Annotated in this window: 16 protein-coding genes; 5 read left to right on the top strand and 11 right to left on the bottom strand. The window is 73.2% G+C overall.

The features are described from left to right. Nucleotides 1–3 precede the first annotated feature (3 nt). The 4 genes from B7R87_RS02835 to B7R87_RS02820 all read left to right on the top strand — a co-directional run bounded on the left by B7R87_RS02835 (nt 4) and on the right by B7R87_RS02820 (nt 4556). Nucleotides 4–795, top strand: coding sequence for a SigB/SigF/SigG family RNA polymerase sigma factor (locus tag B7R87_RS02835; protein ID WP_006350598.1), 792 nt, complete (start codon nt 4–6; stop codon nt 793–795). Between the two features lie 324 nt (nt 796–1119). Next, nucleotides 1120–1638 (top strand): hypothetical protein, encoded by a 519-nt coding sequence (locus B7R87_RS02830; RefSeq protein ID WP_006350599.1) that lies wholly within the window; start codon nt 1120–1122, stop codon nt 1636–1638. Continuing rightward, the gene (locus tag B7R87_RS02825; protein ID WP_006350600.1) at nt 1639–3924 is read left to right on the top strand and encodes a hypothetical protein; all 2286 of its coding nucleotides are present in this window, start codon (nt 1639–1641) and stop codon (nt 3922–3924) included. It begins immediately after the preceding gene. A 5-nt stretch (nt 3925–3929) separates the two neighbouring features. Further along, complete coding sequence (locus B7R87_RS02820) at nt 3930–4556, top strand: hypothetical protein (protein WP_006350601.1); 627 nt, start codon at nt 3930–3932, stop codon at nt 4554–4556. Between the two features lie 64 nt (nt 4557–4620). Here the strand turns inward: B7R87_RS02820 and B7R87_RS02815 are convergent, their stop codons facing one another. Beyond that, complete coding sequence (locus B7R87_RS02815) at nt 4621–5871, bottom strand: cysteine desulfurase family protein (RefSeq protein WP_233168755.1); 1251 nt, start codon at nt 5869–5871, stop codon at nt 4621–4623. Between the two features lie 394 nt (nt 5872–6265). On the opposite strand from B7R87_RS02815, the gene B7R87_RS02810 reads away from it, so the two are divergent. After that, nucleotides 6266–7381, top strand: coding sequence for a type III polyketide synthase (locus tag B7R87_RS02810; RefSeq protein ID WP_006350602.1), 1116 nt, complete (start codon nt 6266–6268; stop codon nt 7379–7381). On the opposite strand, the gene B7R87_RS02805 is transcribed toward B7R87_RS02810, so the two are convergent. From B7R87_RS02805 to B7R87_RS02760, 10 genes are all read right to left on the bottom strand, one after another. Next, complete coding sequence (locus tag B7R87_RS02805) at nt 7378–8823, bottom strand: aldehyde dehydrogenase (protein WP_006350603.1); 1446 nt, start codon at nt 8821–8823, stop codon at nt 7378–7380. The genes B7R87_RS02810 and B7R87_RS02805 overlap by 4 nt on opposite strands. A gap of 220 nt (nt 8824–9043) precedes the next feature. After that, nucleotides 9044–10663, bottom strand: coding sequence for a sigma-54-dependent Fis family transcriptional regulator (locus B7R87_RS02800; protein WP_130585326.1), 1620 nt, complete (start codon nt 10661–10663; stop codon nt 9044–9046). A 32-nt stretch (nt 10664–10695) separates the two neighbouring features. Continuing rightward, on the bottom strand, nt 10696–11538 hold the full coding sequence (locus B7R87_RS02795) for an alpha/beta fold hydrolase (protein WP_006350606.1): 843 nt from the start codon (nt 11536–11538) through the stop codon (nt 10696–10698). 145 nt (nt 11539–11683) lie between these two features. Next, nucleotides 11684–12889, bottom strand: coding sequence for a thiolase family protein (locus tag B7R87_RS02790; protein ID WP_040916922.1), 1206 nt, complete (start codon nt 12887–12889; stop codon nt 11684–11686). Continuing rightward, nucleotides 12886–13575, bottom strand: coding sequence for a CoA transferase subunit B (locus B7R87_RS02785; protein ID WP_006350608.1), 690 nt, complete (start codon nt 13573–13575; stop codon nt 12886–12888). Before B7R87_RS02785 ends, B7R87_RS02790 begins: the two co-directional genes overlap by 4 nt. After that, on the bottom strand, nt 13575–14330 hold the full coding sequence (locus tag B7R87_RS02780; protein WP_006350609.1) for a CoA transferase subunit A: 756 nt from the start codon (nt 14328–14330) through the stop codon (nt 13575–13577). The genes B7R87_RS02785 and B7R87_RS02780 overlap by 1 nt, the downstream gene beginning before the upstream one ends. Then, a complete protein-coding gene (locus B7R87_RS02775) occupies nt 14330–14614 on the bottom strand; it encodes a muconolactone Delta-isomerase (protein WP_040916924.1) in 285 nt (94 codons plus the stop codon). Before B7R87_RS02775 ends, B7R87_RS02780 begins: the two co-directional genes overlap by 1 nt. Nucleotides 14615–14619: 5 nt before the next feature. Next, nucleotides 14620–15498 (bottom strand): catechol 1,2-dioxygenase, encoded by an 879-nt coding sequence (gene catA, locus B7R87_RS02770; protein WP_006350611.1) that lies wholly within the window; start codon nt 15496–15498, stop codon nt 14620–14622. Between the two features lie 57 nt (nt 15499–15555). Then, nucleotides 15556–16659: a mandelate racemase/muconate lactonizing enzyme family protein gene (locus tag B7R87_RS02765; RefSeq protein ID WP_006350612.1), complete on the bottom strand. Its 1104-nt coding sequence runs from the start codon at nt 16657–16659 to the stop codon at nt 15556–15558. After that, nucleotides 16656–17654, bottom strand: a complete 999-nt coding sequence (locus B7R87_RS02760; protein ID WP_078902444.1) for a LysR substrate-binding domain-containing protein — start codon at nt 17652–17654, stop codon at nt 16656–16658. Before B7R87_RS02760 ends, B7R87_RS02765 begins: the two co-directional genes overlap by 4 nt. Nucleotides 17655–17690 lie beyond the last annotated feature (36 nt).

Below are 17690 nucleotides of genomic sequence, written 5' to 3'. Positions count from 1 at the left end.
CAGGTGATCAGCGTGGCCCGCCGACGGCACTCTCACGACGACGCCCCCGACACCGCGGCCGACTTCCGGCGGCTCGCCGCCCTGCCCCCCGGGGTGGAGCACGACGCCCTGCGGGACGGACTGGTCCGCGACTGGCTGCCGATGGCCCACCGGATCGCCGCCCGCTACCGCAACCGCGGCGAACCACTCGACGATCTGTGCCAGGTCGCCGCGCTCGGGCTGGTCAAGGCCGTGGACGGATACGACCCCGACCGCGGGCCGGCCTTCGAGAGCTATGCGGTCCCGACGATCACCGGCGAGGTCCGCCGGCACTTCCGGGACCACACCTGGCTGCTGCGGGTCCCGCGCCGTACCCAGGAACTGCGCGGCCTGGTCCGTACGGCCCACCGGGACCTCGCAGGCTCCGGCCGGGAACCGACCCCCGCCGATATCGCCGCCCGCGCCGGTCTGGACCCGGAGGACGTCCTGGAGGGCCTCTCCGCACTGCACGCCTACGCGGCGCTCTCCCTCGACGCCGAGCTCGCGCCCGGTGCGCCCGGTGAGGGGTCGACCCTCGCGGACACCCTCGGCGCGCCCGATCCCGAGCTGGACACCGTGGTCGACCGGGTGGCGGTCACCCCGCTGATCGCGGAACTGCCGGAACGCGAGCAGCGCATCCTCTATCTCCGTTTCTTCCGGGGCATGACCCAGAGCCGGATCGCCGAGGAGTGCGGGATCTCGCAGATGCACGTCTCCCGTCTGCTGAGCGACACCTGTTCGGAACTGCGGCACCGGACCCTGTCCGGCGCCGCCTGACGCCCGTACGGTCCGGTCCGGGCCGTAGGGACGTCAGGCCGCGGCCGGGCGCCGGTGAGCCGTGCGGACGCCCGTATTCGGGTCTCGCGTACGATTCATTCCGGCCATCCGGCGGAGTCGTCATGTAACCTCCCCACTTCCTGCACACGGCTGAGAATCGACTCCTACGGCGCGTAGCAGAATGGGCCGCGTCGACGGGCTCGATGGCCGAGAGCCCCCGATCCGGCCGGATCCTGACGCCCTGGGGCGCGGGCGGCAGGGCGGGGTTCGTGGCGCGGACCCGTCCGCTGCACAGTGCGCAACCAACGGGGAGGGGATCCCGCCATGGCGTGGGACGAGTGGGAGCAGTTGAAAACGGCGGCCGTCGAGCGGCAGTCGACACAGATGCAGTTGAACCGGGTGCCCGACGAGCCCGGCGACGGCAAGACGCTGTCCACGAACAGCCAGGGCGACCTCAAGGTCGACCAGCAGCATCTGGCCAAGGTCGGCGACCAGGCGTTCGAGCTCTACAACCGGCTGTGGAACGAGGGACGGGTGGCCGAGAAGACCACCGACTCCGCGGGCACCGATCTCGCCGGCCAGGGCTTCGATCTGGGCGGCGCGCTCACCCAGGTGAGCATCAAGTGGATGTCCTCCCTCTCGGATCTGATGGACGCCTGCGCCCATATCTCGAACCATATGGACTTCACCAAGAACGCCCACGCCGGTGACGAGGTCTTCATCGAGCGCGAGATGAGCAGCATCGCCGCCCTCGCATCCGGATTCGACGAGCGGGTCGGCCCGCCCGGGAAGCGCAACGAGGCGTACGGCGACGGCGACGAGAAGAAGAAGGACGACAAGTAAGTGGACTTCGACACTCTTCTCCATGCCAACTTCGGCAAGCTCGACGCCGCGGTCACCGACTGGAGCACCCTGGTCAAGAATCTGAAGAGCCTGGACACGGCCGCCAACGAGGGCCTCAAGGCCACCGCCTACGGTGCCGACTGGCGGGGGGTGAACTCGGACGTCTCCCGGAAGTTCATCGGCAAGACGGTCGGAGAGTTCGCGGACGCCCACACCCAGGCCGAGTCCATCCGGAACATCCTCAAGGACACCGCGGGCGAACTGCGGGGGTTCAAAGGAGAGCTGGACGAGGCGATATCCACCGCGCAGGCCCGCAATATCTCGGTACGTCCCGACGGATCGGGCTTCGTCGTCCGGGCCGCCGACGGCGACGCCGGGAAGGACGTGAAGCAGGGCGACGTCGACGGGGTGCGCGACCGGATCCAGGGCATCCTCGCCAAGGCCACCGAGAGCGACAGCACCGCTTCCCGGGTGCTGCGCGCCCTGGTCGCCCAGGCCGACAAGGGCTTCGGGGACGCCTCGTACCAGGACCGCGACCAGGCGGCGAACGCCGTCAAGAAGGCCGAGGAGCTGGCGGCCCTCGCCAAGAAGGACCCGGGCAAGCTCACGGCCGAGGAGTTCGACCGGCTCAACGCCGGGCTCGCGGCACACCACGGCGACGACCTCTTCGCCTCGACCTTCGCCCAGCAGCTCGGCGCGCAGGGCACCCTCGACTTCTGGGCGAAGCTCAACGACCCGAACGCCCGCGACCACGCGGCCGACGGAAAACGGCTCGACCAGTACGCGGAGCTGCAGAAGAACCTGAGCCTGACCCTGGCCAACGCCACCCAGAGCGGCTCACCGGAGATGTCGGTCTGGAAGTCGGACATGCTCCAGGCGGCCGACAAGCCGGTCGGGGCCCTCAATGGACTCTCCGGCTATGTCGTGATGTCCAATCTGATGCGGTGGGGCGACTACGACGACGACTTCCTGAACAGCTACGGCACCGGGATGCTGGCCCGGGAGCAGGAGGGCATCCGCAACGGGCAGCGTCCCGAGCAGATCTGGGGCTACCACGGCGGCGGTCTCTGGCCGCATCTGAACGCCACGGGCACGGACTTCGGCTTCGACCCGATGACCGGCTATATGAAGGCCCTCTCCAACAGCCCCGACGCGGCGACGGCGTTCTTCAACGCCGAGTTCATCGACAAGGACGCCGAGGGCAATCCGTTCAAGCGGGATACGGACGACGACGGCAAGAAGGGCCATGTCGACCTCAGCAACTTCCAGTACCTCTTCGAGGAGCGGGACTGGATGCAGGAAGAGGACTCCGAGGGCGAGCAGAGCATCTCGGGCAAGAACTACCTCGCCGCGGCCCTGGAAGCGGCGACGACCGGGCACCCGGCGGGCGAGCTGCCGACCTCGGAGACCGTGGCCCACTCGCCCGAGCAGGCGTCGCTCTACAAGAACGTCGTGGAATCCGTGTCGGACAACCCCGACCGGCTCCTCAAGAACGGCTATATGTCGGACAGCTTCGGCCAGATGACCGCCGAGTACATGCCCGATATCAACCGGGCCTTCAGCGCCGGTGAGAAGGGTGAGGCGGACGTCTTCATCGCGCCCGGCGCGACCGCCGACATCGACCAGGGCGATGCGACCCGCTTCCTGTACACCCTGGGCCGCAACCCCGAGGGCTATGCCGCGGTCACCCTGGGCCAGCACAACTACACCTCGAACCTCCTCGAATACCATGCCGCCAACCCGGACGCCTTCATCAAGGACGACAAGGGGGTCACGGCGTCGATGCGGGCCGCGGAGGCCATGGGCGAGGTGCAGGGCATCCTGGGCGGCGGCCGGGCCTACGAGGCCGAAGTGCAGGGCGCCGCGCACGACGCCAAGTACAACGGCGCCCTGGACGCCGCCGGGACCTGGGGCGGTGCGCTCGCCGGTACCGGTATCGGTCTGCTGGTGGCGCCGACCGCAGGTCCCGGCGCCATCGTCGCGGGCGAACTCGCGGGCACCTTCGCCGAGGCGGCGATCGGCTCCATCACCGACGGCATGAAGAAGGACAGCACGGACGACGTGCTCTACCGGAACGGGACGAAGTGGGACTCCACCCACGACGACACCTACCGGCTGCTGGAGCGCGAGGCCGCCGCCGCGGGCGAGGCCGCGAAGGCGCCGAACCCCGCCCTGGAGCGGACCATCGCCTCCGCCGCGGAGCGGGGTTTCGACCACGCGACGACGAACGTGAAGAACCACATCGACGGTGAGGCCATCCCCCGGACCCTGGACTCGGAGAAGTGACGGGCATGCGCAGGAAGAACCTTTTCATCACCGGAGTGACCGCGGCCTCCCTGGTCGCGGCGGGCACCGTGTACTTCGCCCTCGTCGCACCCGGGCCCGGCGACGACGACGCCGAGATCACGGCGGGCCGGCTCTGCTCGCAGCTCGGGCCCGCCGAGGCGGCCGCGAAGGCACTGAACACGGTGCTGCCCACCGCCGGTTCGTACACGGTCGACGCCGAGACCGCCGAACGCCGGGTGCAGAAGGCGGACGGGTACGCCACCGCCTGCCGGATCCGCGGCGACGACAAGAAGGTCCTCTTCGTCGCGGACACCGAGATGCTGGCCACCGAACCCGTGGCCGGCTGGTTCGACTCCGTACGGGGACGGGACTACCCGGACGGCGAGACCCGCCCCTTCGGACCGGGCGACAGCGGCCGGGCGTCCGCGCGCGCCGCGGCGGTCCTGGTGCCGTGCGCCCCCGCGGGCCAGTCGCCCGAGGGGGCCCGCAGTCTGAGCGTGACCGTACGGCTGCCGGAGGGCGGGCGGACCGACGATACGGCGGCGGCCCGGGACACGGTACGGGACCTGGCGCTCGCGGTGGCACGCCAGAGCCACCGCGACGCGGGCTGCGACACTCCCGCGGGGCTGTAGCAGCATCGGGCGGCTGCCGCAGCTGCCGGGCCGGGCGCGGAAACGCCCGGCCCGGCAATTCCGTTCAGTCCTGCAGCCCGTCCTGCCCCGTCCGCCGGGCGGCAGCCGTCAGGGCCGCCGCGGCCGTCTCGACGTCCTCCGCCGTGGTCCAGCGGCCCAGGGACAGCCGCAGCGCCCCCAGGGCCCGGGCGGGCGCGAACCCCATGGCGGTCAGCGTGGGGGAGGGGGAACGGGTGCCGCTGTGGCAGGCCGAGCCGGTCGATGCGGCGATCCCGCCCGCCGCGGCGAGGAGTTCATGGCCGAGCGCCCCCTCGACACTGATGTTCAGCGTGTTCGGCAGCCGTTCCCGCTCCGGTCCGTTGAGCCGGACCCGGCCCGACAGCTCCGCCGCCAGCCGGTCGTGCAGCCGGTCGCGCAGGGCCGTGGTCCGGTCCGGGCCGCCCCCGGCCAGCTCCCCGGCCGCGATCTCCGCGGCGGCGCCGAGGGCGACGGCCAGGGCCACGTTCTCCGTACCGGCGCGCAGTCCGCGTTCCTGGGCACCCCCGTACACAACGGGCTCCAGCGCCACCCCGTCGCGGACGTACAGGGCGGCCGACCCCTTCGGCGCGTACATCTTGTGCCCCACCACGGTCAGCAGATCCACCCCCAGCGCACCGACGTCGACCGGGACCTTCCCCACCGCCTGGGCCGCGTCGCAGTGGAACAGCGCCCCGCGCGCATGCGCCGCCGCGGCGAGCGCGGCGACCGGCTGGAGCGCGCCGGTCTCGTTGTTGGCCGCCATCACGGACACCAGGGCCGTGTCGTCGGTGAGCGCGGCGGCCAGCACGGCCGGATCGACGAGACCCCGGCCGTCGACCGGCAGCACCGTCACCCGCGCGCCGTGCAGCCGCTCCAGCGCCCGGCAGGTCTCCAGCACCGCGGGATGCTCCGTGGCCTGCGTGACGATATGCGGACGCGGCCGGCCGGAGGCCAGGACCGCACCGCGCAGGGCCAGCAGATCGGCCTCCGAACCGGACCCGGTGAACACCACCTCGCCGGGGCGGGCGCCGATCAGTCCGGCGACCAGCGCCCGGGCCCCGGCCAGTGCCCGCCGGGGCGCCTCCGCATACGGATGACCGCTGGACGGATTCCCGAAGTGGCCGGTGAGATACGGCAGCATCGCCTCCGCGACCCGGGGGTCCACCGGGGTGGTGGCGTTGAAGTCGAGATACACCGGCCCGTCCGCGAACCCCGGAGGGGGCGGCAGCGGCCCGGCGGCCAGGGGGCTCAACACTGCGGGGGCGGCGTCCGGGCCGCCCGGGGTGGTGTCCTGCACACGTCCTCCGGGGCTCCGTGGACCACGCCGGTCCCGGGCGGTCCGTCTCTGGTGCCGACCGCGTTCCACCCGGCCGTGAAGATCATCCCAGCTGATGACAAGGATATGAAGTTCTCTGCGGGGGAGGCTCGTTGCGCTCCGCCCGGAACCTGCTCCGCCCGAGCGGCCCTCCCGGGCCACCCGGCCCGGCCCCACCACCGGCCGCCCGCACCCGGCCCGGCCCCACCGCGGAGCACCCGCACCCGCCCCCGGCCGCGTACTCCGGCGGACCGGCCGCGCTGTCCGAAAGACGATCTTGCCGTGCGATATCCGGCGCCGCATGCTTCCTCACGCACGGACCCCCCACACACACCTCATGTGTCCCGCGCACTCCCCCCACCCGAAGGAAGCAGCCGTGACGATCACACCTGCGCGCCAACCCCGGACCCACGTCGCCGTCCACCGCCCCGCGGTCGTCCTCCCCGAGCACGTGGTGACCCAGGAGGAGATCATCAGCGCCCTCGGCGACCACTTCGCCCGGATACCCCACGTCGAGCGCGGACTCGACCTGATGCGCAGCACCACCGTGCGGACCCGCAGCCTGGTCGCCGGACTCCCCGCCATGCTGGCACCCCGCTCCTTCGGCCGGCGCAACGCCCACTACCGCACGGAGGCCGTCCGGCTCGGTGCCGCGGCCGCGCAGCAGGCACTGGAGTACGCCGGTGCCGACGCCGCCGATGTCGACGCCTTCGTCTTCGTCTCCTGCACCGGCTACGCCCTGCCGGGCCCCGACGCCTGGATCGCCCAGGAGATCGGCTGCCGGCCGACGGTACGGCGCACCCCCATCCAGCAGTTGGGCTGCGCCGCCGGGGCCTCCGCGCTCGCGGAGGCCTTCCACTTCCTCCAGGGGTACCCCGAAGCGACGGTCCTCGTCGTCGCCGCGGAGATCAGCTCCCTCTCCTTCCAGCCCGAACAGCACTCCCTCAGCGACTTCATCTCCAACGGCGTCTTCGGCGACGGCGCGGCCGCCGCCGTACTGCGCCGCGCGTCCCCGGGGACCACGGGCTTCCGGATCCGCGCCGTACGGCAGCATCTGCTCCCCGCCACCCAGTCGGTGATCGCGGGCAGCACCTCGGAGCACGGCTTCCACTTCCGCACCGACCCGAGGGTCCGCTCCACGGTCCCCCGGGTGGTGCCCGAGATCGCGGCCTTCCTCGCCGAACTCGGCTGGACCCCGTCCGACCTGGGCTTCTGCGTCTCCCATACGGGCGGGCCGGTCATCATGGACGGCGTCGAAGCGGGGCTGGAACTGCCCCCCGGCACCCTGCGGCACAGCCGGGAGAGCATGGCCCGGGTGGGGAACACCTCCAGCGTCTCCGTCTTCGACGTCCTCCGGCGCCACCACGACAACGGCTCCCCTGAGCACGGCTCCCGGGGCCTGATCCTCGCCTTCGGCCCCGGTTTCACCACCGAGGTCCTCGCGGGCTCCTGGTACGACGGGGGCGCCGCCGCTCGCCCGGACAGGACCTAGCGGTAGATCGTCTGGAACCGCTGGTACGCCGTCAGGCCCTCGGGGCCCAGCTCGCGTCCGAGGCCGCTGGCCTTGACACCGCCGAACGGGGCCGCGGGGTCCGGTATATAGCGGTTGACGCCGATGGTTCCGGTACGGACCCGGCGGGCGACGGCCGCACCGCGCTCCGGATCGGCGGTCCACACGGTGCCGCCGAGCCCGAAGTCGGAGTCGTCGGCGATCCGGACGGCGTCGTCGTCGTCCTCGTACGCGATGATCGAGAGCACCGGCCCGAAGATCTCCTCCTGGGCGATGGCGGAGGAGTTGTCGACGTCGGCGAAGACGGTCGGCCGGACGAACCAGCCCCGCTCCAGACCCTCCGGCCGGCCACCGCCCGTCGTCAGCCGGGCGCCCTCACCGATCCCCTTCGCGATGTACGACTCCACCCGCTCGCGCTGCCGCGCGGTGGCCATCGGACCGATCTGCGTCGCCGGGTCGCTCGCCGCGCCCACGGTGAGCGATCCGGCGAACGCGGTGAACGCGTCGACCACCTCGGCGTAGCGGCTGCGCGGGGCCAGGATCCGGGTGCCGAGGAAACAGGTCTGCCCGTTGTTGAGGAGCGTGGCGCCGAACAGCCCCTCGCCGATCTCCGCCAGGTCCAGATCGGCGTCGTCGAGGACGATCGCCGCCGATTTGCCGCCGAGTTCCAGGGTGACCGGGCGCAGCAGCCTGCCGCAGGTCTCCGCGATGGCGCGGCCCGCGGCGGTGGAGCCGGTGAAGGCCACCTTGTCGACCGCGGGATGGGCCACCAGATGAGCCCCGGCGTCCCGGCCGCCCGGCACGATGTTGACCACTCCCGCGGGCAGGCCCGCCTCCTCGACGGCCTCCGCCAGCAGATAGGCGTCGAGTACGGTCTCCGGGGACGGCTTCACGACCAGCGTGCAGCCGGTCGCCAGCGCGGGGGCGATCTTGAACATGGCCAGGGCCTGGGGGAAGTTCCAGGGCACGATCGCCGCAACGACCCCCACCGGTTCCCGCCGGACCTCGATATCGCCGCCGAACAGGCCGGGCCTGATCTCCGCCGTCGACAGACCGCGGGCCAGCCCCGCGTAGTAGCGCAGGATCGCGCTCGGATAGCCGGTCTCCAACTGGCGGGCGACGGACACCGGCATACCGTTCTGGGCGCTGACCCGGGTCACGAACTCGTCGGCCCGCCGGTCGATCGCGTCCGCGAGCCGGTCCATCGCCTCGGCCCGCCGGGCGGGCTCCCAGGACGCCCAGCCCGCCGGGGCGTCGAAGGCGGTACGGGCCGCGGCGACCGCACGGTCGATATCCGCTTCGGTGCCCTCCGGTACCTCGCCGAGCGGCTGCTCCGTGCTCGCGTCGACGGGGGTGATCGTGCGGTCCGTGGCGGGGTCGACCCATGCGCCGCCGATGTAGAAGGTGCCGTAACGCAGGTTCATCGCGGGACTCCTCGGTCGTGGGACCCGGCGGAGCCGGACGGGGGCACGGGGGTGCGCGTCGACGGCCCGGCTCCTTTGCCAGGGGGTGTTCCGGCACCGTAGGGCCGCCGCGGGGGCGGGGACTGTTCGATTTCTGGACACTTCCTGCCCGGCTGTCTCGGGCCCCCTGGGTGCCCGGCCCGGTGGGTCCGGACGCTTCCGGTCCGCCCCTGCCGAGCGTTCAGCCGGTGATCCGGAGCGCGCGCATCCGGCTGTAGAGGGTGGTCCGGCTGATGCCCAGCTGCCGCGCGGCCCGCAGCTTGTTGCCGCCGCAGTCCAGCAGGGCGGCGGTGATCGTCTCGTGCTCGGCCCGCTCCAGCGGGGTCATCGCGGGGCTGCCAGGACCGAACCGGTACCGCTCGGGCAGATCCTGGACCGTGACCCCGCCCGCGGACCGCCGGGCCGCGACGTCCCGGACGACCGCGTGGAGTTCCCGCAGCTCACCGGGGAACGGCTGGGCGCCCAGGGCGGCCAGCGCGGCGGGCGTGAAGTGCAGCCGGCCGCCCAGGCCCAGACCGTCGATCATGGTCCTGACCAGCCCCGGCAGCTCCGCGGTGCGCTCCCGCAGCGCGGGCAGCTCGACTTGGACGGGGCAGTCGGCGGCCAGGACCGCGTGCGCGCCGGTGAGCCCGGCGAGCGGGGCGCCGGTCAGGACCGTCCACGGTCCCGAGCGCCGTGCCATGATCCGGTGCAGCCGTACCGCGCAGGTCTCGGAGAGCAGATGGGCGTCCTCGACGAGCAGCAGCCCGGGGCGGTCGGCGGCCGCCCGCTCCAGCCGGGCCAGCCAGTCGGCGTCGCCCCGTACCAGCGCTTCCGACGCGTCCAGGGTCCGTACGGCAACGCCTGCCGCGTCCGCCAGGGCCCGGGCCGCCGTGGTCCGCCCCGTTCCCGGCGCGCCGCCGATGTACACGGCGCTGCCCGGCACCGGGGCGCCGGGCCGCCGGGCCGGAGCACCGGTCTCCGGAAGCTCCGCGAGCTCGAAGAGGACACCGTCCGAGCCTTCGACGGGACGCCACCGCACGGAGACCGTACGGCCCGATGCGAGCGTGACGGCGGACAGCGTGCCCTCGCCGCCCCCGGAACCGGCGGCCAGTTCGCGCAGCGTCAGATGGTCGACGGGGTCGAGGAGCGCCACGGCCGCCGGGCCGGCCAGCACCACCCCGTCGCCCAGCACCAGGACCGGCCGCTGCCGTCCGGCGGTCGCCGCCCGGAAGGCGGCCAGCATGCGGCGTTCGGCGGCGCGCTCGGTGCGCAGCAGCCCCTCTTCGACGTCCCGGGCGGCGCGGGCGACGAGCGGGGCCAGCAGCGGGGAGCCGGCCGCGCTGGGGCAGGTGATGTCCAGGACGCCGACGAGGCGGCGGGTCACCGGGTGGGTGATCGGATGGCCGTAGCAGCTGAACCGTTTGAACGGCTCCAGATAGTGTTCCTCGCCGTGGACGGCGACGCCCCGGCGCAGCTCGTACGCGGTCGCCAGCGAGTTGGTGCCGGTCGTCTCCTCCAGGAACACCCCGCCCGACACCACGCCCAGGGACTCCAGGCGGTCGCGGAGGGCGCGGCCGCCGCCGGACAGTTCCGTGATGCGTGCCGCCCGGTCGGCGAGCACGACGCAGAAGTCCGTCTCGCCGAGCTGCCGGGCCAGCTCGGCCAGGACCGGTCCGGCGGCCGTGCGCAGTCTGCCGCGCCGGTCCACGGCGTCGGGCTCCACCCGGGGCTGGGGCGCTGCGGGCGTCAGTCCGCTCCGCTCGGAGCGCCACCAGGAGTGGGCGATCTCGGGGCGGAGCGTGGTGTCACCTGCGGGCACAGCAACCTCCGAACGGGTGTGCCGGTCGTCCGTCAGCGCAGGGTAGAACGGCCCGCCCCACCGGCGGAACCCGGGTTCCGCTTCCGGTCCCGGGCCGCGGGCTCGACGGACGCGTGGGGGAGGAGGGCGGCCGCCAGCTCCCGGGGGCGTTCGGCCGCGAGATGGCCGCAGTCGAGGAGCAGGAGTCGGCTGCTCGCGATGCCCGCGGCGAGTTCCCGGGCGTGTGCGGGCGGGGTGGCGGTGTCCCGGGAGCCGCCGACGACGAGCGCGGGGGCGGTGATCCGGTGCAGCTCGGACCGGAGGTCGTAACCGGCGAGGGCGTCGCAGCAGGCCGCGTATCCGGTCGGATCGGCCGCGGCGAGATCGGCCAGCAGCCGCCGGGCGAAGGGGGTGCCGGCGGTGACGGTGGTGTCGGGGGAGGCGAACCAGCGGCCGGGGGCGGTCGTCAGCAGGGGAGCGGTGCCTTCGGTACGGACCAGTGCGGCGCGTTCGTGCCACGGCTCCGGGGGTCCGAAGTGCGCGGACGAGCAGACCAGGGCCAGGGAGGCGATCCGCTCCGGCCGGTGGGCCGCGAGCCGGGCGCCGACGGCCCCGCCGAGAGAGATCCCCGCGTAGTGGAACCGGTCCCAGCCGTGGTGGTCGGCGAGGTCGAGTACCAGGTCGGTGAGGTCGGCGACCGTGGTCCGGCCGGGTTCGGGGGAGGGCAGCAGCCCCGCCGGGGAGCCGCCGTGGCCGGGCAGGTCGTACCGGAGCACCCGGAACCGGCGGCTCAGTTCGGGCAGTGCGGCGGCCCAGACCGCGGTGGAGGTGCCGAGGGACGGGCCGAGGACCAGCGGCGGCGCATCGGCGGGACCGCTGAGGTGGTGGTGCAGCACGGTGCTCCTGCGGGGTGGTCGGGACGGGGGGTGCGGCGGTACGGGGGTGGGCCCGGCGGCTTCCCCCGGCCCGGCCGCGGGGCTGTGGACGAGGTTCTCTCGTACACACGGGGGCCACGGCCCGGCACCGGTCCGGGACCCCGGTTCAGCGCTCCAGGACGAGTGCCAGCCCCTGGCCGACGCCGACGCACAGGGTCGCGACCCCGACGCCGGAGCCCCTGCGGGCGAGCTGATGGGCGACGGTCCCGGCGAGCCGGGCCCCGGACGCGCCGAGCGGATGGCCCAGCGCGACGGCGCCCCCCTGGGGGTTGAGCACCGCCGGATCGGCCTCCGGCCAGGCCGCCAGACAGCCGAGGACCTGCGCCGCGAACGCCTCGTTCAGCTCCAGTACGTCCACATCGGGGAAGGTCCGGCCCGCCCGGCCGAGGGCCCGGTCGACGGCCTCGACCGGGCCGAGCCCGAAGTAGTCGGGGTCGATCCCGGAGACACCGCGGGCGGCGATCCGGGCGAGCGGTTCGCGGCCGGTGCTCCGCAGACCCTCCTCGTCGGTGAGGAGCAGCGCCGCCGCCCCGTCGTTGAGCGGTGAGGCGTTCCCCGCGGTGACCGTGCCGTCGCCGCCGGTCCGGAACACCGGCCGGAGCGCGGCCAGGGCCTCGGCGGAGGCGTCCGGCCGTACGGACTCGTCCTCGGTCACGGTGCGCCCCTCGCCCCGGCGGCCCGGCACCGGCACCGGGACGATTTCGGCGTCGAACAGTCCGGCCGCCCGGGCCCGCGCGGCCTTGCGGTGGCTGTCGAGGGCGAACGCGTCCTGTTCGGCGCGGCCGATGCCGTACCGCTCGGCAATCAGCTCGGCGGACTCCCCGAGGGGTACCGTCCACCGCGGGTCGAGGCCCGGATTGACCATGCGCCAGCCGAGGGTGGTCGAGTGCAGCTCGGTGTGGCCCGCCGGGAACGGCCGGTCGCTCTTGGGCAGCACCCACGGCGCCCGGGTCATGGACTCGACCCCGCCCGCCAGGACCACGGACGCGTCCCCGCAGGCGATGGCGCGCGCCCCCTGGACGACGGCCTCCAGACCGGAGGCGCACAGCCGGTTGACGGTGACGCCCGGGACGGACGTCGGCAGCCCGGCGAGGAGGACGGCCATCCGGGCGACGTTGCGGTTCTCCTCGCCCGCGCCGTTGGCGTTGCCGAGGACGACGTCGTCGATCCGCGCCGGGTCGAGAGCGGGCGTCCGGGCGAGCAGCTCCCGCAGGACGTGCGCGGCCAGATCGTCGGGGCGGACGGCGGCGAGCGCGCCGTTGTACTTCCCGACCGGGGTGCGGACGGCGTCCACGACGTACACGTCCCTCATCGCACCCGCCCCCCGTCCGCGCCGCGCGGCGCGGTGGTACGGGCTCCGCCGCCGTCCGCCAGGGTCAGCGGCGCGCCCGTCCGGTCCGCGACCTCGGCCGCGGTCACCCCGGGCGCGGTCTCCACCAGCACCAGCCCCTCCTCGGTGATGTCCAGGACCCCGAGATCGGTGATGATCCGGTCGACGCACGCCCGTCCGGTCAGCGGCAGCGTGCACCGCTCACGGATCTTCGGGGAGCCGTCCTTGGCGGTGTGGGTCATCACCACGACGACCCTGCGGGCGCCGTGGACCAGGTCCATCGCGCCGCCGATGCCGGTGACCAGCTTGCCGGGGACGGCCCAGTTGGCGAGGTCGCCCCGCGCGGACACCTGCATCGCGCCCAGGACGGCGACGTCGACGTGCCCGCCGCGGATCATCCCGAACGACAGGGACGAGTCGAAGAAGGACGCCCCCGGCAGTACGGTGACGGTCTCCTTCCCGGCGTTGATCAGATCGGGGTCGACCTGGTCGGGGGCGGGGTAGGGGCCGGTGCCCAGAATGCCGTTCTCGCTCTGGAGGACCACCTCCACCCCGTCCGGGAGGTGGTTGGGGATCAGCGTCGGCAGTCCGATGCCGAGGTTGACGTACTGGCCGTCGCGCAGTTCGCGCGCGGCCCGTGCGGCCGTCTCCGGCCGGGTCCAGGCCATCAGTCGCTCACCGTCCGCCGTTCGATCCTTTTGTCGGCCGCCTGACCGGGGGTCAGTGCGACGATCCGCTGGACGAAGACCCCGGGCAGCTGTACGGAGTCCGGGTCCAGGGCGCCGGGCTCCACCAGCTCCTCGACCTCGGCGACCGTGATCCGGCCGGCCATCGCCGCCAGGGGGTTGAAGTTCCGCGCCGACTTCGCGAAGACCAGATTGCCGTGACGGTCCCCGCGCGCCGCCCGTACCAGGGCGAAGTCGGTGCGGACGGCGCGCTCCAGGACGTAGTCGGTGCCGTCGAAGGTGCGGGTCTCCTTCGGGGGCGAGGCCACGGCCACCCCGCCGGAGCCGTCGTACCGCCAGGGCAGCCCGCCGTCCGCGATCTGGGTGCCGACCCCGGCGGGGGTGTAGAAGGCGGGGATTCCGGTGCCGCCCGCCCGCAGCCGCTCCGCGAGGGTGCCCTGCGGGATCAGCTCGACCTCCAGCTCACCGGCGAGGTACTGCCGGGCGAACTCCTTGTTGGCGCCGATGTAGGAGCCGGTGACCCGGGCGATCCGCCCGGCCGCCAGCAGTACCGCCAGTCCGCTGTCCAGCGCCCCGCAGTTGTTGGAGACCACGTGCAGGCCGCCGGTGCCCCGCTCGTACAGGGCCGAGATCAGTGCCTGCGGCACCCCGCTGAGGCCGAATCCGCCGACCGCCAGTGACGCACCGTCCGGCACGTCGGCGACCGCTTCCGCGGCCGAACCCACGGTCTTGTCCATCAGCCCGCCGCCAGATCGGACGGATGCTGTGCCAGCGGGGTGATCTCGATGTCCAGATAGGGGAAGAGCGGCAGCTCCCACAGGATCCGGTGCAGGGCCTCGTTGTCGGCTGCGTCGAAGATGCTGATGTTGGCGTACTGCCCGGCGCAGCGCCAGATGTGCACCCAGATGCCCGACCGCTGGAGCTCCCGGCAGTACTCCTTCTCCCGGGCCACCAGATCCGCGCGGACCCCGGGGTCGAGACCGGGCGGGATCGTCACGTCCATCCGTACCGCGAACAGCACCGCCGTCACTCCCCGTCGAGCACGAAGTCGTAGGTGACCGTGCGGCCTTCGCCGTCGCCCGCCGGGACCGGGTCCAGCACCAGTTCCGGTTTGACGGCGGACGCGATGTCGTCGCCGACGTGTTCGCCGCCACGGAAGTAGAGCTGGGTGGTGATCAGCCGGTGGCCGGGCGCCGACACCTTCAGATGGAGGTGCGCGGGGCGCCAGGCGTGCCAGCCCGCGGCCTCGATGAGCCGTCCGCAGGAGCCGTCGGTGGGGATGCGGTACGGCGCGGGCTCGACGGTGCCTATCCGGAAGCGGCCCTCGTCGTCGGCGGTCACGGTGCCCCGCAGGTTCCACTCCGGCAGCCCCGGCGCGAACTGCGAGTAGTAGCCGTCGGCGTCCGCCTGCCAGATCTCCACCGAGGCGCCGGGCAGCGGCTTCCCTGCGACGTCCGTCACCTGCCCCCGAAAGGTCAGGGGGGTGCCTTGTTCGCCGTCGCGCATCGGGAGCGTCGCCTCGGCGGGCAGCGACGGGGAGCCGGGCACGTAGTAGGGGCCTTCGATGGTGCCCTTGCTGCCCTGCCGGTCCTCGTGCGCCACCTCCTCGACGACGTGCTCCAGCCACACGTCGAGGAAGAGCGGCCATTCGCCGTCCTCGCCGACCCGGATCAGCCACGCCTTCAGTGCGTCGTACTCGGCATAGGTGACCTGGTGGCGGCGGATGATGTCGTGGGCGGCGGCGAGGAGTTCGGAGACGAGGGTGTTCACGCGCGCGGTGTCGGCGGCGGTGCCGTCCGCCCGCTCGCGGATCCGGAACCGTTCGGTGGCGGCGGCTCCCGACGCGGCCGCGGTGGCCTGCTCGGTGCCGGTGCCGGTGCCGGATTCCGTGATGGTGTCGGTCATGGGAGGGGTCCCGTCCTTCGGTTCAGGGGAGGGTGGTTCGGGAGGCCGGGGCGGCCGTCAGCGGTCCTGCCGGTAGCGGGCCAGCTTCCCGGGGTCGATGTCGATGCCGAGCCCGGCGCCCTCGCGGACGTGCAGCGTGCCGGACTCGATGGTGAGCGGCTCGGCGAGGAGGTCGTCGGCCATGTCGAGGAAGTTGGAGAGTTCGCCCGCGTAGCGGGACGAGGAGCGGTGGGCGGCACCGAAGGCCACCGAGCACAGGGTGCCGATCTGGCCGTCGATCTGATTGCCCATCACCACCTCGGTGCCCAGGCCCTCGCAGAGGTGCAGCACCCGCTGCGAGCCGGTGAACCCGGTCCGCGCCGTTTTGATGCTGATCGCCGTGGCGGAGCCGCCCAGCAGCTCACGGGTCACCTCCGCCGGGCGGGTGGCGCTCTCGTCGGCGATGAACGGCAGCGGACTGCCGGCGACCAGCCGGCGGCGGCCCAGTACGTCGTCGGCGGGGCACAGCTCCTCCGCGAAGAGCAGCCCGAGATCGGCCGTCTCCGCGAGGACGCGCGCCGCGTCCGAAGCCGTCCAGCCGCGGTTGCCGTCGATGTACAGCTCGACACCGGGGCCGAGGGCCTCGCGCAGTGCCCGGCAGGCGGCCACGTCCTGGGCGTAGGGCACCCGCCCGACCTTCACCTTGAAGGTGGTGATGCCGTACGTGTCCCGGATCCGCTCGGCCTCCGCGACCATCTCGGCGGCGGGTGCGAAGCCGACCATATGGCCGACCCGCATCCGGTCCGTATAGCCGCCGAGCAGCCCGGACACCGGCATCCCGGCGGCCTGGCCGAGGATGTCCCACAGCGCCATGTCCAGCGCGGCCTTGGCGGTCGGATTGCCGACGGTCCGCTCCAGTACGGCGTGGACGGCCTCGCGGTCCAGCGCGGTGAGGCCCAGCAGCTGCGGGGCGAACACCTTGCCGATCACCGCGACGATGGACTCCTGGGTCTCGCCGTAGGTATAGGGACGGGGCGGGGCCTCGGCGGTCCCGGTCAGCCCGTCGTCGGTGTGGATCCGCACCAGGACGTGGTCGGCGGTGCGCACTTCGCCACTCGCGAACGCCAGCGGCTTCGTATAGGGAATGGCGAAGGGAACGGCCTCCACCGCCGTGATCTTCACAGGTCTCCTTCGGGGTGGGGCGGGGTCCGGCCGGACGGGCCCGTGGGCGCTACGGATGGCGCTAGGGACGGCGGTACGGCACCGGGCCCGGCGGCCGGGTCGGCGGACTGGGGAAAGACACCGTTCCGCTCCAGCGCCCCCAGCACGTTCCGCAGCAGGGGCGAGGTGTCGTCCGCCCGCCAGGCCAGGGCCAGCGGTACGGACGGCGCGTCCTCGATCTCCTCGTACCGCACGCCCTCGAGGGGCGCGGAGCGCACCGAGTCCGGCAGTACGGCCACCCCCAGCCCCGCGGCGACCAGCGCCAGCGCGGCCGAGGTCTCGGTGACCTCGTAGGCGCGGTGCGGGACGAAACCGGCGTCCCGGCAGGCCCGGACGACGGCGTCCCCGACGACGGACCCGAGACCGGCCCCGTAGACGATGAAATCCTCGTGGCGCAGCTGTCCGACGCGGATCCGGCCGGACCCGGCGAGCCAGTGCTCCCCGGGGACGGCGACGAGCAGCGGCTCGTCCGCCAGCGCCCGGTGGGCGATGCCCTCCCGGCGCAGCGGCGGGCGCAGCACCCCGAGGTCGAGGCGGCGTTCCAGCAGCGCCGTCTCCTGGGCGGCCGTGAGCATATCGGTGTGCACCTCCGTCACCACATGCGGCATCGTGCGTTTCAACAGCCGTGCCAGCGCGGGCAGTTGCCGGTACGAGGCGGAGCCGGTCAGACCGAGCCGCAGCACCCCCTCCACCCCGGACGCGAACCGCCCGACCCGGGTGACCGCCTCGTCGACGGCCCCGAGGATGCGTTCCACATCGGTACGGAAGACCTCCCCGGCGCCGGTCAGTGCGACCTGCCGGGTGGTACGGGTGAACAGCTCGACGCCCAGCTCCGCCTCCAGCCTGCGGATCGCCTGCGACAGTGGTGGCTGCGCCATATGGAGCTTCTCCGCGGCCCTGCCGAAATGACAGGTCCCGGCGACGGCTGCAAAATAGCGAAGAGTTCTCAATTCCATCGAGGGCTGCCTTCTTCTCGTCCGGTTGCCCGGAGT

Source organism: Streptomyces tsukubensis, assembly GCF_003932715.1.
GTDB classification, from domain to species: Bacteria; Actinomycetota; Actinomycetes; order Streptomycetales; family Streptomycetaceae; genus Streptomyces; species Streptomyces tsukubensis.
Note: the sequence above shows the minus strand (reverse complement) of the source record. Positions and strands in the feature narration are given on the sequence as shown.